Origin of the sequence: Streptomyces sp. NBC_00996 (genome assembly GCF_045162675.1) — a bacterium.
Lineage (GTDB): Bacteria > Actinomycetota > Actinomycetes > Streptomycetales > Streptomycetaceae > Streptomyces.
In genome coordinates, this window is the sequence record NZ_CP108723.1 from 250,524 (window position 1) to 264,508 (window position 13,985).

The window sequence follows — 13,985 nt, forward strand, 5'->3', positions numbered from 1 at the left end:
TCCGCGTCGCGGAGGCCGCGGCGCTCGACGAGCAGTACGCCGTGGATATCGGGGCGCCGCGGGAGGCACCGCCCGACCCGATCGGCGTCGCCGAGATGGGTGCCGGCTTGGCACGGTCTGGATCTCGTCGACGCCTACCACCAGCAGTTCCGTGCCGAGCCGTTCGACGACCCCGCAGTGCGGGTCGGAGAACCCGATGCCGGAGGTCCGCGGACGGCGTTGGGTCATCCAGGCCCCAACGATTGAGGCGCCGGCCGGCGCCCCGCGACCGACATCGCGACGGCCGTGATGACCGGCGGCACCGGCCGCCGGTCTGGTTGTGCGGGTGGGCCGACATCGAGGCCAGGGGTGTCCGCGGCCTGCGGACTTCGGCCACAGCTGTTCCCGGTGCCGGGGACGTTTAGACGAAGGTAAACAGCCGGTCGGTTTCGAAGCGCGAAATCGGGCTGGCGTACACCTTCGTGGGGTCGGGGTAGCCGAGGGCCAGCAGCACTGTCGTGGTGTGTCCGGTTTCGCGGATCTTGAATGCCTTGTCGACGCTGGTCGGGTCGAACCCTTCGAGCGGCATGGCTTCGACGCCGAGCTCAGCAGCCGCCATCATGGTCAGACCCATTGCGAGGTAGGTCTGCTTTTCCATCCAGTGGTTCACGTCTTTGTAGCCGTACGTGCGCAGGTTGAGGAAGTCGCGGGTCATGAACTCCCACAGCTCGTGCTTTGCCGGGTCGGCGAACCGGCCGTCGGCCCTCTCCTTGGTGAACACCGCATCGAGGTGGCTGTCGGGAAGATCTGCTCTGGTGGTGAGGATGACGGTGTGTGAGGCGTCAAGAATCTTCTCGCTGTTGTCCTGGAATCGTTCGCCGAGGTTGGCCGCCAGCCGTTCCTTGCCTTCGGGCGTGGCGAGGACGTAGAAGTGGTTGGGCTGTACGTTCGTCGACGACGGTGTCGAGCGCAGGAACCCCAGCAGTTGCTGAAGTGTCTCCTCCGGGATGCTCTTGCTGGGGTCGAAGTACCTGGTGAGGTGCTTGTTCATGAGCTTGTCGAGATTCATGGCAACCTGCCTTTGTCTAATCACTGGTTGAAGAGTTAGTGATTCCTACTGTTTGGGTTAGTTCATGCCACGGGCAAGCACTTCGTTGACGCGCGCGAAGCTCATACCTGTCGTTGCCGAAGCGAGGTCGCCCGCGCGGAGCGCCTTCGTAGCCTGCTCGAGTGCGCCCATCGCGTGGGTGTAGAGCAACGGACCCAGGCTGATGCGCTTGACCCCGGCATGCTGCAGTTCAGCGACGGTCAGCACCTTGTCCGACGGAGACACCAGGACGTTGACTGGTGTCGGGGCGACCGCGGTGACGATCGCGACGAGTGCTTCGCGGTCGGGTGGGAACGGCGCGTAGACCACATCCGCGCCCGCCTCAGCGAAGGCCGTCAGACGCCGAATGGTGTCGTCAAGATCGGGCCGTCCCTGGATGAAGTTGTCGGTGCGGCCGGTAACGACGATGCGCCCCTTGGCAGCGTCGACGGCGCTACGTACGCGATGGACTGCTTCGTCGAAGTCGCGGATCGGTTGATCGGGATCGCCGGAAGTATCCTCCACTCCGATACCGGCCAGGCCGGACTCCACGGCGGCCTCAACGGTCGCGGCGACGTCTTCAGGCATGTCGCCATAACCGTCTTCGAAGTCTCCGTTGACGGGCAGCCCGGTGAGGCGGCCGAGTAGCCGCGCATGCTCAAGGTGCTCTTCGCGGGTGACTTCGTGACGCCTGTCGAGGCGGCCGAGGGTGGCGGCGATCGCCGCAGACGACGTCGCGATCGCCTCGAAGCCGGCATCGGCCAGCATCAGCGCCGAGAGGCCGTCCCATGCGTTCGGCATGACGAGGCCACCGTCGCGGGTGTGCAGCGCCATGAACTTCTCATAGAGTTCGGAACCCGGCATGTCGAGCCTTCCTGAATGATCGTTGACTCAGTGAGGGGTTTGCCGGCTGGGTGCCTGGACCGCGCCGAGGGTTCCAAAGATCAACCGGTGGGTGGGGTGTTGTTGGCGGCGGCGCGGAGCTTCCTAAAGCCGCCCCAGCCCCAGCAGACGAGATGACGCGCGCTGAATCCGTGGACGATGTCCGTGGACTCGACCATGCTCGATCACGCTCTCGCATGCCATGCCGGGCGCCGACGGATCCGGGTGCGGGTTCACTGGGGCACGGTCGTATCGACCGAGTCGACAGCGGGGATGTCGAGGTCGGTCTGGTTGACATTGTTGATGAAGTTGGTGAGCAGGAACTGCACCGCCACCGCGGCGATCGCCAGAATCTGCGGGTCGGTGTACCCGGCGCCCCGAACACCCGCGAGCTCGGCGTCGCTGACCTGCCCGCGGCTCTCGACCACCCGCTGTGCGAAGCGGGCGGCCGCGGCACGTTTGGGATCGACTGAGCTCCCGACGCGGCCGAGTTCGATGTCGTCGCCCGACATGCCGCCGAATTTGGTCGCGACGTGAGTGTGCATCGCCACGCAGTAACTGCAGCCATTGGCTTGCGAGACGGCCAGCGCGATGCTGTGCCGCGTCCTCGCGTCGAGAACCCGGCTCAGGGTGCCTTGCAGAGTCGTGACGACCTCAAGAACGGTCGGGTTCGACGCGAGGTTCTTGAACATGTTCGGGACGAAGCCCAGCTGCGCACCAACGTTGTCGAGTATCTGCTGTGCGCCGGTAGGCACATCCTCTGGAGGGGGAACGTTCAGTCGTGACACGGCGAGTCGACCTCCGGTCGGGTTGTGTGTAGTCGTCGTTGCGCCCAGGTCGGGCTCGAAGTGGTTCGGAGTTCCGTCGCAGGCCCTACCTGCGTTGGCTGCAACCTGGCCGGTGGCGTCGGTTGCGCCTGGTGCCATGCATTGCGGGGGGGTGACTCCGTCGGCGCCGAGTCCGGAGATCTCTTCGCCACCCCAGACACCACATAGGAAGGACTATACAGACCAGAAACTCCTACGCAACCTCCTCCTCGGGTGGATCGCGTCCGCCATGTTGCATGCAGGTGGGTCAATGTCGCGTCGGATCGGTAAATGTGCAGCTCAGATGCCTAATAGGGCTACGTTGCGAGCAGCTCAGGCGGTCTGGACGGGCGAGCTCGAGCCCCTCGAGTCGGTCAGACTCGAACCCGATCGACTAAGTTTTATGGACGATTTAGTCCAACCTTAGATGAGACTGACTCTACCGAAGGCAAGATCTCCCGGATCTGCCTGCGCCTCCATCTCGCATCCGTCTACGAGGAGGTTTTGGTTGATATGGCCGCCACAACACAGTTCATCGACGCCAGGGTGTCGCTCCTCATCGGCACCTACTCCGATGCGCTCGCGATCCCGGTCGGCGCCACGCAGGTCGTCCTGTCCGGCACCCCGGGATTGCGGCCGGACGCAACCCTGCCGGAAGACTTCGCCGAGGAGCAAGCAAGCCTCGGACAACGTGTGCGAGGGGCTGCGGCGGGCCGGCGCCGAACTGAGCGACATCGGCCAGGTCCGGTCCTGGCTCACAGACCGCCACGACATCGACGCCTACGTGAAGGTTCGCAAGGACGTCATCTCTCACCGACCGGCGTATGTGCTCGTATTGGTGCCACAACTGATCCGGCCCAGTCTCCGTCTGGAGATCGAGGCCACCGCGGTTGTGATGCAGTCCGCGGCCGAGCAGCAGGGTGAGTGACGTGCCCGAGGGAGGCACCGTGCCCGGAACCAGCGGTACTCGCCGCACGCCACGCGGCCTGGAGACCCGTTCCCGGATCGTTGATTCGGCGGCCAAGCTGTTTTATGTCAGGGGCGTCAACGCCACCACGCTCGATGACGTCCGGCTGGCGAGCGGCACGAGTAAGTCGCAGTTGTACAACCACTTCGAGGACAAACTCGCGCTGATCCACGCCGTGATCGACCTGCAGTCGAAGTTCGTCCTCGCCCGCGAGGAACAGCGCCTGCGCGGCGTGAAGACCCTCACCGGTCTGCGCCGATGGCGTGACGCTCTCATCCAGGCCAACTCACTGCATGACGGCTCGTACGGGTGCGCGCTGGGCGCGATGTCGATTGAGCTGTCCGACAACGATGAGCAATCCCGCCAAGCGCTCAACGCATCAATCGATGCGTGGCGGCGGATGCTCGTCGAAACGCTGACCCAGCTCCGCGTCCTCGGCGTACTTGCCGAGCACGCGGACCCACAACGCTTGGGTACTGGTCTGCTGGCTGCTCTGCAGGGTGGTTACGTGCTCGCACAGAACGCTCACAACTCCGAGCCGATGGCCGTCGCGCTGGACATGGCCCTGGACCACATCGCCTCCTTCGCTCGCCGCTGAGCACACGTTCGCAGTTACACAACACACTTCTCAGGCGGTCGCTGCCTCCTGAGGCCAGCTGGGCATACCTGCGCGGCCCAAGAACACGCCGGCCGCAAGGGTGCCTTCCGCGAGCCGGTTGGAGTCCAGGTCGTCAACGAGCCCGGACCCTGTGCGCTCGAGGATCGCCGGCCAGGGGCGTGGCGGGCCCGGAGATCGGTTGCCGAGGCGGCGAGCCCGCGCGCCTCCGGCGCCGAGTTCAGCAACTTGACGGCCGCAGACCAGTCCCAAGGCGGCAGGTCCGTCGATGGCGAGGGTGATCGGCCTATCGGGAAGCGTGGCGCCCAAGGCGCTCCACCCCCGGGGGGTGCGGATCCTCTGAAGTGACGACCGGGATCAAGCGGTGAGGCTGTAGTCCTGCTGGCTGGGGTAGAGGCGCCGGTGTTCGCGGGCCGTGTGGAAGGTCCAGTAGTCTTCGAAGTCGCCGTTCGTGATGAGCGCGCGGAGTTGGAGGTCGGCTTCGGCGCCGGCGGGTCCCCAGCGGGCGCCGGTGATGTCGAGGCGGTCGGCGATCAGGTGGCGGCAGGCGCCTTCGACGGCGCCGGTGGCGATCGGCCAGCCGGCTGCGAGGGCGGTGTCGTAGTGGAGCTGGCCGAGGTGACCGGTGAGGTAGCGGTGGCAGGTGGTGACTGCCTCACGGCGGGCGGCGGGAAGCTGTTCGGCTGCAGCCTGGGCGGTCATCTCGGTGGCGGCGCGGTCGGCGTGTCCGGCGAGGATCGCGGTGAGTTTGTCCGCGGCCCAGGTCTCGGCCTCGCGGCTGCCGTGCGGGCGGAATGCCTGCGCGGCTGTCCACACGTATTCCGCGACGTGGACGAAGTCGAGCAGGATGTTCAGGCGGATGCCGCGGCGGGCGGCTTCCTCATGGATGAGGCCGAGTTGGTGGCGGGCGCCGTCGACGAGCACGATCCAGTCCCGCAGACGGTGCGGGTCGCGGGACGCAGCCTGGTCGAAGGCGTCGGCGACGACCTGTTCCGGGGGACGGATCACCGAGGCAGTGCACCATTTCTGCTCCGCCTTCGGGCCCGGCCGCGGCGACAGCGTCCCGTTGCGCCCGCCGGGCGGGTGGATGATGTCGTGCGGCAGGCGAGGGGCGGGAGCGGTGTCGAAGACGCAGGCCACCGTCGCCATGCGCTTGCGGTTGGGTTTCTCGCCCGGGGCCAGGCGTCCGCGGCGCCCGGCCGCCGTACTCTTGGCCGCGGCCCGGCGGTTGGCCTCGCGCAGTGCCTCGGGCGCATCACCACACCTTTGCCGTCGGGCTGGATGACCAGGGGCATCTCGCGGGTGCACGGGGTGGGGATCTTCGCCGTGTAGTAGGCGGCGATGTCGATGGCGGAGGCGACCACCAGTTCTGTGAGGCGGCGCCTGCCCAGCACTTTTCCGCATCGGCGCTCGATCGCGGCGGCGGCCTGGTGGAACGAGCCCCGCACCGCTTCCAGGGCCGCGAGCCGGGCCAGTCCGCGCGAGTGCCGGCCGGCGGGCAGCGACAACGCTTCGTCCGCCGGGTGCACGTTGGCCACGCCCCGGCCGCGGTAGGCGATCCGGCTCACGCTCACCGGCCCGAACACACAGGTCAGCAGGCGACGGTGCCCCCTCTCCCGCCAGGCCCGCGGCAGTCCTTCCGGACCGATGATCACCGGATGGCCGTGTCCGCCCGCACCGCGTCCTCCTCCTTCCTGGCACGCAGATCGAGGTGGTCCTGCATCAACTGCCGCAGCAGTTCGCGTCCCAGCTGTTCGAGCCGCACTTCCAGTTCGTCATGAGGCAAGTCGGCGGCCGGGCCGTCGGCCAGTGTCCAGACGAGGCGTTCGAAGGCATCACGGGAGGCGGAGTACGGATCAGGTTCGGGTAAGGCGTCGTACTGTTCCACCGGGCTCTTCTTTCAGCCCTTGGTTGGCAGGCCCGCGGTGATCGATGGGTGTTCGTCCTGCAGCATTCGCCCGTACTCCGGTTCTGCCTCGAAGGTGACGATGCGTTCGTCTGGGTCGTCCGTGACGATCAGGAAGACCTTGCCCGCCACCGTGCAGACGTCCAGCTGCTCGGTGAACGGGCGCCCTGGGCCGACTCCGGGCAGCGCCAGTGCTGTGCCGCGCGCTCTGTCCTGGAGCTTCTCGCTGCTGATGGGAATGACGAAGGTCAGACGTGGCGGCCGTAGGTGTGCGGATCCACGGGATGCTCGGACCTCGGAAGCCCGCCGACCACGAGACGGTAGGAGTCCATCACGAGTTCCTTCACCAGCTTCTCGTCGATGGTGCCCCCGCCTTCCACCGTGATCCAGTGCCTCTTGTTCATGTGATAGCCGGGGGTAATGTTCCCGTGCTGCTCACGCAAGGCCGCGGCGTCGTCCGGATCAGCTTTCAGGATCACGACGGGACGCCCCGGCATGTCGGTCATGAGCATGAAGACCTTGCCGCGCACCTTGTAGAGGTCCCAGTCGGGGCCGAAACGATGCTCCAGGTCGGCGCCGGGCAGTTCCACAGTGCAGTCGCCCGCGATCTTCTGCAGCTCCTGTCCGTCCAAGGTGATCAACTCCTCTATCGATCCGAGTGCCTCGACCGATCGACCGACCGACCAAGGCCCAAGGTGGCGTCTATCGCATGGCCGCCACGAACGGCGGCGCCAGTACGCCGGCAACCGCGGGCGGTGCGACGCAGGCGGCCAAATCCGCTCTGGTCGTGACCGGCGCGTATGCGCGCGTCCGTCCACACGTGCGAGCCGTTTTCTGAGCAAAAGACCGGCTTTCCGTCGACATACCCGGTGTGGGTGTCGTCCGCGTCTGGGCCGCCGAGCTCTACGGACGCCGTTTCACCCTCCACTGTCTCCGCAGCGCTCGGTACGTACGCGCTCAGGTGCATGGCCCGGGAGCACCAGGTAGGCAGCCGTCTGCTCGACGAACACCGCCGTCCTTTGTCCGGGGCGGCCCCTATGGGCCCTTCGGAGGTGAGCGCCCGGGGGTGGCGATTTCTTACCTCCGGCCCGTCGGGAAGGTGAGTTCCTGGCGGCGCAGTCTTTCCTGTCCGCACCGGATGGACGACTGCCAGGCTCCCGGGGGGCGTATTCGGCTGCGGTGCGAGCCCCCAGGTCAGCGCAGCCGGGCCGACGTCGTCGCCGCTGCATCAGCCCGCAGCGCTGAGATGTCCGCTGGCTATCAGCTGAGCTCGCAGTTTCTTACGGGCGTCAAACATCGTCTTGTAGAGCGCGTTACGGCTCGTCTCCAGCTCACTGGCGAGCGTTTCCAGGGAAACCCCGTTGACGACCGCGGTGAAGACCTGCCGCTGGTGGGCGCTCAGGGCTGTCTCGACTGCGTTGCGCGCGGCTTCGCCCAGCTCTCGCGCCTGCCAGTGGCTGACGGGGTCGCTACCGGAGCGGTCGGGCACTTGCGCCCATTCGTCCAAGTCGAACAAGGTATTTGAAACACGCCAGAAATGGCGGTCCAGCTTGCTGGACACTTCAAGTACAACGAATCGGAACGCCCACGTGGTGAACCTGGCATCGCCTCGAAATTCCTGGATTTTGTGCGTGATCCTCATCAGTGCGTCGGCAGCCGCCTGGTGGGCGAGATCGTTCAGCTCGGGCCCGGTAATTCGGTAACGAGGACCCCGGCGGAACACTTCGTTCATGGCGATCCGCACCAGCAGTTCGTGCAGCTGCGTGCAAGCCTGCTCGTAGTGCGACCCATGGCCGCCCTCGAGCGCGTCCACCCAGGCGGCGGACTCCGGGTCGAGCTGCCGTCGGCCCGTGGCGGGCCCTGCTGGCGGGGGGCTGCCGCTGGTTCCGGCATGTCTATCCGGAGCCGAGCGGCACGTTTTTCTAACATCCGCAGAGTGCATGGTTCTCAATCCCCAGGTCATTTCGTGCGGACAAGCCCGTCACCAGACCATCTACAGAACGTCTACGCGAAGTCACTGTTTTTTCTTTCGCCGTGCGCGCATCCTGAGATTCATGGGCGGGGTTTCCGGCGTATTTCGACGAGGGACTCACGCGCGGCGTGGGGCACGCGTTTCCGTACTGTTGCGGCTGGTTGGTGAGCAGGCTGACCGTGGAGGCCTGCGACCCGCCACGCCGTTGGCAGGCGGTCACGCCGTGCGCAGCCCGGGCGTGTACTGCGGCAGCAGCTGGCGGAGCTGCTGGTGCCCTCTGTGGACGCGCGACGTCACGGTGCCCACAGGGGTTTCTATCGTTTCTGCGATTTCGCGGCAGGAGAGGCCCTCGACGTCTGCGAGGTACACAGCGAGCCGGCGCTGCGCTGCTGGCCCGCGAACGGCCCCGGGACCCCGGCGAGACTCCTTTCCCCATCTCGCGGCCTTCGGTCAGCAGGCTCGCCGCGGATGCCAGGTCGCCGGCGGTCCGGGCCGCCCTCGCCCTTGCCGTCGTTTCCTCGAACCTGTTTAGGTCCAGAGCGTCCGGTTGGATGCGCAGCAGATAGCCCCCGTCGACCAGGCTCACGGAGCGGTCGCTCTGCTCCCCCAGTGCCTGCCTGAGCCTGTAGGCGTACGTGCCCACAGAGCCTGGGGCAGATGGTGGGGCGTCGTCGCCCCACACGTCCTCCACCAGTTTCGAGAGGCTTACAGGCTTGCCTGCCCTGAGCAACAGCGAAGCGAGCACTGCCCACTGCCTCGGCTGACCGGCTCCGGCCTCGACCCTCTGTCTGTGTAGCCGGACCGGGCCGAGCACTGAGAACTGGACGCCCGCATACATGGTGCCTACCGCCTTGGGGATCCTTGTGAGGCTTGACTGCTTGGCGGTCCGCGAGGGACCACTTTCCCCAAACGTACCGCAGGTCGGTCCAATTTTCCGGACTAAATAGTCCCTTTTTTGGGCCAGACCTACTGGCACCTCGCACTACAGGGCGGCCACGGCGCTGCGCTGGCATGACCGGACGGCGCCGTCCTGGCCGCGGTCGAGTAACTCTTCATGACAAGCGGGCAGGCTCGGAGCCGTCACGGTCCTCGCGGGCGGCGGTGTGTGCTCGCGAGGACCGTGACTGGTAGCGGTTGGCGAACCACTCGGTGACCTCGGTATGGAGGACGGCATGCAGCCGAGAGTGGGCGACCCGTCCAGCTCTCCGGCCGGCCGGAGAGCTGGACGGAAAGCGACCTGCCTTTGCGCAGGGGCCACCGTCGCGTCTCTGGCCTGCCGGGAGGACAGTGAAGCCCAGCCGGTAGGGAGACCGTGGCGCAACCGCCTGGGGTGCCGCACTGGGCCTTCTCGGCGCCGCCTCGTCCGGGCGGTTTTAGTGCCCTCCCATGCCCTCTGCAGACGGATTGCCGTCCTCGGCAGGCACGGCATAAGTCTTGATGTGGCCAATCGCCATGTCGAGGGCGATTGTCATAGGTTGGACGTTCCGGGCCGTCTGGGCAAGGAGATAGCCGCCTTGAAGGGCGGCCATGAGGCCGGTGGCGAGCTGTCCAGTGTCCGCGTCGGCGCGGAGGACTCCCGAGTCCTTCATCCGTGCGAGCCCGGCCTCGAGCAGCCCTTCCCAGGTGCCGAAGTGCCGCGCGATCGCTTTGCGCGCCTCTTCGTCCTGATCGGCCAGCTCGCTTGCAAGGGAGCCGAGCGGGCAGCCGTACGCCCCGTTTCGGAGCGCGTTGTGTTCGACCACTGCGTCCCGCCAGCGCTCCAGCCCGCGGAGGGAGTTGAGCCGCCGCAGTAGCTGGTGCTGGCGTTCGAGCAATTCCGCGGCCTGCAACGCGACAACATCCCGCACCAACGCATCCTTGTCGGGGTAGTGGCGGTAGAGCTGAGATTTACTCGTTCCGCTGGCCGCCCTGACATCGTCGAGGGTCGTGGGACCCACGCCCTTGACGTACATCATGTCGGCGGCGGCCCTCAAAATGCGCTCTCGAGTCGCCCGCCCGCGCTCAGTCAACCGGGAGCCGTTTTTGTCGCTCGCCTGTTCCGCCACATTGACCAGATTACCGGTGCGAACGCTAGCAGGATTCAGAGTGGACCTCAAGGTCCCTTTTCTGTCCCGTCTCCGGCTCTTGGGCTAACCGGGCTGGAGCCATTGCCCCGGGCCTCGCCACCCCGAAGAGACCGGAGAGCTGGAACCCGGCGCCCCCTCGATGCGACAGCCGAGCAACAAGATCAAGGACTGGCGCGGTCTCGCTGTCCGCTACGACAAAAAGCCTGAAAGCTACCAGGCCGGACTCGAATTATGCGCCGGCCTCCTCGGGATCCGACACCTCGGATCACAGCCTTGATCACAACTCCCCACAGGCCCTAGGACCTGCTTGCGAGGAACGTGAACCAGGTTGCTGGAGTAGACCCGGCAACCCGAGCACCAAGCGAACCCGATACATCGCTCGAACATGGAGGACTCGGGCGGATGGAAGCGGTATTGATACGAGCAGACGGACGTTCCGCAGGCGGCGCAGACTCGTCGATCGCCGTCGGGAACCGTGTCCCAGGTCGCGACCTTTCGCCAGTGCTGTCGCCCGGCCGGTGTTCTTCAAGTCGTCATGCCGAGCATTCTCCCTCGCAGCAATCTGCCGGCACAGCTGACCGAGCAGGATTCCAGCCGAGTACAGATCGTGACTGCCTCAGTGTGCCCTTCACGGAATCCGTTCCTGAACCGGATTCGAGCGACGCTGAGAGACAACAGGGCCGTCGTACTCATCAGCACATGGCACATCACCCGACGGCCACCTTGCAGAGGTCCGCAGGCCGAAGCCGGCTGGGGGCTGGAGGCTGGAGGCTGGAGGCTGGGCAGGGTGACCTGCACGATCCATGCTCGTTGAGCCCGTGGAGCACTCGGCCATCCCGCCGCAGGGTGACCCGCCGCCCGGAAAACGGCCACAGGAGTGCACCGACTGTCGTGACACCTCAACTCCACCGGCACGGCCCCGGCCCTTCCTGCACGCGCCGATCAGACGCGCACAGCCAAGGCCGCGGCAAGCGGTGTCAAGCATCCGGTGGAGCCACCACGTCAAGCATCGACCGACAAGACAAGGAACATCCGGTTCCACTCGTGCGTACTATCTCTACACTTCCGCAGGCCGCGGCAGTTGTGTCCTGCGGGTGGACCGGCCATCACCGACAAGACACACTCTCCATCCGGCTCCATCCGTTCGCGGACACACCCCTGCTTTCACCGCCGTGCCCGCGGACCACAAAAGAAAGGCCCACGTCATGTCTGAAAGCCAGACCCACACCACCGAGTTGACCTCGCAGTACCTCGCCCAGGTGACGGGCGACCTTGAGAGCAATACCAAGGAGCAGGAACGTATCGCTGCGGACATCGAGGCCCTGCAGGAGCAGTTGGGTGCCCTGCAGCACGACCACACCGTGCTGGTGAACATGCAGCAGGCACTCGGCGACGCACGCCCCGCCACCAAGACGGACACCACAGCCGCGCCGGCCGTGCCGCACCAGGCATCCGCCGCACCCAGGCAGAGCAAGCCGAAGAAGGCCGCCGCCACGGGTACGAAGAAGAAGGCGCCCAAAAAGACCGGCACCGGCGCCTCGCCCGCGCAGGCATCCACGACAGCCGCCAAGCCGACCCTTGTCGACCTGATCCGCGACCACCTCGGACAACAGAGCGAGCCGCGTTCCGCCGCCGAAATCTGCGCCGCACTCACCCAGGCCCACCCCGACCGCAACATCAAGACCACCGTCGTGCGCACCACCCTGGAAAACCTGGTCGCCAAGAGCCACGCCCACCGCACCAAGCAGGGCTCATCCGTCTACTACACCGCGACGGCCGCGGAAAAGCCTGCCGCAGCCGAGCCGCAGCAGGAGGCAGTAGCCGGCTGAACTCCCCCACCCGTGCCCTCGCACCGCCGCCGGGACGCGGCGGCGCCGGGCATGCCAGGGAGCACATTCTGCTGGGGGCTTGCTTGTCCCGCGACTTCGGCGGGAGAGGCGTGGGCCGTTCGTCGAGCAGACAGTGCAGCAGCGGTGCGTCGTACAAGACCTGGCGTGCCGAACTCAGCGGCGGCCAGGGCCAGGCCCTGGCCGGAGTCGGGCCGGGCTGTGGGGCGGGAGGTGCGGGAACCGGGGGCGCCGTGACGTGTCACGGCGCCGGTTCCCAGTGCCGGCGGCATCCGGCACACCACCGCGTCCGGCACGAGCCGCTGCTCATCCTCCCGGCCGCCGTGCGGCAGGATGGGCCCATGAGTGTAGTCAAGATCAACGTACTGGCCGTGCCCGCCGAGCAGCGGGAGACGCTGGAGAAGCGCTTCGCCTCCCGCGCCCATGCCGTGGAGAGCTCCGACGGGTTCGAGTGGTTCGAACTCCTGCGCCCCGTCGAAGGCACCGACAACTACCTCGTCTACACCCGCTGGCGTGACGAGGACTCCTTCCAGGCCTGGATGGAGGGCCCCATGAAGGCGGCCCACCAGGGCGGCGACGCGCAAAGCGGCGAACGTCCCAAGCCGGCGGCGAGCGGGTCCACGCTGTGGTCCTTCGAGGTCGTGCAGCAGGCGGCGCCGCCACGCGCTTGACCTCCTCGCCTTCCTCGACGAGAGCGATTCCCCCTGTCTGCCGCATCGTTGTCGGGTGCAGCTTCGGGGGGCGTTTGTGCTTCCACGGGCTGTGCCGCGGGCGAAGCCGGGCTCGCCTGCGCTTCGCGGGCGGTCAGTGCCCGTGCGGCGGTCTTGGCGAGGTTGTCCGCCGCGTTGATGTCTGTGTCCAGTGCGGTCCCGCCTGTCCCTGCACGTCCACTCCCGGATGTGCAGGGGCTTGGGGCCGGTCTTGAGGCCGCAGGGTGGGCAGGCCTGTGAGGTCGGCTCGAATCGGCCGGTCTGGAGGAAGGTCCGGCCGTACGTCGCGGCGCTGTACGCCGGGAAGGACACGCGCTGTGCCCCCTTTTTTCGCGTCGTGCACGGACTGGGCCGGGTTCGTGTGCGGGTGCGTCCCTTCACCGCCAGGTCCTCAGCGGCGATCGCCGGGCCGCCTGGAGACCATGACGGTCTGACCGCTCATTGCGGATACCTGACGTGCAGCGTTCGATGCCAGAGCGTGCCACTGGCGGGCCGTTGCAGAGCGGAGATCAGGCGTTCCACCACTCGTCGGTGCCGCAGCCGACTTCGTAGTGCCACCACCCGCCCTCTTGCCCCCGGGCAAGGAGTGCCTTGATCCCGGCGAAGTCCGCTTTGCCCGGTGCGGTGAAGGCCACCATGGGGAAGTCCTCGCTGAAGACTTCGCCGCCGAGCCCGAAGGCTGAGAGCCGCTGATGCACCGCCCGAGGACTGCGTCCCAGAGGGCCGGTGGGAATGGGCACCACACGGATCGTGCAGTTGCCGGAGGAACTGACCCGCCCCACCGCCCAGTGGAGTCCGTCGGCGTCGGTCCGGTACCGCACTACGTCGCCCTCGGCCACTCCGTCCTGGAGGAAGGGGGCGTTCTGGATGCTGGCCGTGTCATCGCCGAGCTTCAGCGCCCACAGGCCCTCGGTGTCCTGCGGGAACCACCCCTCGCGAGGAGTGAACCGGAACCAGACCTTGATCTTCTCGTCCGCGTTGTCCATGACGGCCATCATGCGCGGGTCGTCAGCGATACCTCGTACCGGGTCTGAACTGGCGGTCAGCCTCTGCCTTGAGGGGGCAGCCGAGGGGAAGGAACACGTTCGGCGGGTGTTTTGAATGAACCTCAGCTGGTGCCTGCTGAACGGAAATCTCTCGCGTCAGG

The 13,985-nt window shown here is 66.7% G+C and carries 12 protein-coding genes and 3 pseudogenes; 4 read left to right on the forward strand and 11 right to left on the reverse strand.

Annotated features, from left to right (window positions below; genetic code table 11):
- Window positions 1-400: 400 nt before the first annotated feature.
- The 3 genes from OG390_RS01240 to OG390_RS01250 all read right to left on the reverse strand — a co-directional run bounded on the left by OG390_RS01240 (window position 401) and on the right by OG390_RS01250 (window position 2,640).
- Window positions 401-1,048 carry a nitroreductase family protein gene (locus tag OG390_RS01240; RefSeq protein ID WP_406164578.1) on the reverse strand — a complete coding sequence of 216 codons (648 nt, stop codon included), beginning with the start codon at window positions 1,046-1,048 and terminating at the stop codon, window positions 401-403.
- Window positions 1,049-1,105: 57 nt separating this feature from the next.
- Window positions 1,106-1,930, reverse strand: a complete 825-nt coding sequence (locus OG390_RS01245; protein WP_406164579.1) for an isocitrate lyase/phosphoenolpyruvate mutase family protein — start codon at window positions 1,928-1,930, stop codon at window positions 1,106-1,108.
- 251 nt (window positions 1,931-2,181) lie between these two features.
- A complete protein-coding gene (locus OG390_RS01250; RefSeq protein WP_406164580.1) occupies window positions 2,182-2,640 on the reverse strand; it encodes a carboxymuconolactone decarboxylase family protein in 459 nt (152 codons plus the stop codon).
- A gap of 688 nt (window positions 2,641-3,328) precedes the next feature.
- On the opposite strand from OG390_RS01250, the gene OG390_RS01255 reads away from it, so the two are divergent.
- On the forward strand, window positions 3,329-3,682 hold the full coding sequence (locus OG390_RS01255; protein ID WP_406164581.1) for a Rid family hydrolase: 354 nt from the start codon (window positions 3,329-3,331) through the stop codon (window positions 3,680-3,682).
- A 19-nt stretch (window positions 3,683-3,701) separates the two neighbouring features.
- On the forward strand, window positions 3,702-4,319 hold the full coding sequence (locus tag OG390_RS01260; protein WP_406164582.1) for a TetR/AcrR family transcriptional regulator: 618 nt from the start codon (window positions 3,702-3,704) through the stop codon (window positions 4,317-4,319).
- 375 nt (window positions 4,320-4,694) lie between these two features.
- On the opposite strand, the pseudogene OG390_RS01265 reads toward OG390_RS01260, so the two are convergent.
- The 7 genes and pseudogenes from OG390_RS01265 to OG390_RS01295 form a co-directional block, all read right to left on the reverse strand.
- Window positions 4,695-6,225, reverse strand: a pseudogene (locus tag OG390_RS01265) (ISKra4 family transposase).
- 12 nt (window positions 6,226-6,237) lie between these two features.
- On the reverse strand, window positions 6,238-6,375 hold the full coding sequence (locus OG390_RS01270) for a hypothetical protein (protein ID WP_406164583.1): 138 nt from the start codon (window positions 6,373-6,375) through the stop codon (window positions 6,238-6,240).
- A gap of 116 nt (window positions 6,376-6,491) precedes the next feature.
- On the reverse strand, window positions 6,492-6,875 hold the full coding sequence (locus OG390_RS01275; protein WP_406164584.1) for an MmcQ/YjbR family DNA-binding protein: 384 nt from the start codon (window positions 6,873-6,875) through the stop codon (window positions 6,492-6,494).
- A gap of 596 nt (window positions 6,876-7,471) precedes the next feature.
- Entirely contained in the window at window positions 7,472-8,056 is a 585-nt protein-coding gene (locus tag OG390_RS01280) for an RNA polymerase sigma factor (RefSeq protein WP_406164585.1), read from the reverse strand.
- A gap of 375 nt (window positions 8,057-8,431) precedes the next feature.
- Window positions 8,432-8,593 (reverse strand): annotated as a pseudogene (locus OG390_RS01285) (sigma factor-like helix-turn-helix DNA-binding protein); the annotation flags it as partial.
- Between the two features lie 253 nt (window positions 8,594-8,846).
- Window positions 8,847-9,053, reverse strand: a pseudogene (locus OG390_RS01290) (transcriptional regulator); the annotation flags it as partial.
- Between the two features lie 535 nt (window positions 9,054-9,588).
- The gene (locus tag OG390_RS01295; RefSeq protein WP_406164586.1) at window positions 9,589-10,260 is read right to left on the reverse strand and encodes a TetR/AcrR family transcriptional regulator; all 672 of its coding nucleotides are present in this window, start codon (window positions 10,258-10,260) and stop codon (window positions 9,589-9,591) included.
- 1,226 nt (window positions 10,261-11,486) lie between these two features.
- Here OG390_RS01295 and OG390_RS01300 point away from each other — a divergent pair.
- Window positions 11,487-12,110, forward strand: coding sequence for a BlaI/MecI/CopY family transcriptional regulator (locus tag OG390_RS01300; RefSeq protein WP_406164587.1), 624 nt, complete (start codon window positions 11,487-11,489; stop codon window positions 12,108-12,110).
- Window positions 12,111-12,469: 359 nt separating this feature from the next.
- Complete coding sequence (locus tag OG390_RS01305) at window positions 12,470-12,799, forward strand: antibiotic biosynthesis monooxygenase family protein (RefSeq protein WP_406164588.1); 330 nt, start codon at window positions 12,470-12,472, stop codon at window positions 12,797-12,799.
- A 548-nt stretch (window positions 12,800-13,347) separates the two neighbouring features.
- Here OG390_RS01305 and OG390_RS01310 read toward each other — a convergent pair.
- Complete coding sequence (locus tag OG390_RS01310; protein WP_406164589.1) at window positions 13,348-13,836, reverse strand: DUF4265 domain-containing protein; 489 nt, start codon at window positions 13,834-13,836, stop codon at window positions 13,348-13,350.
- Window positions 13,837-13,985 lie beyond the last annotated feature (149 nt).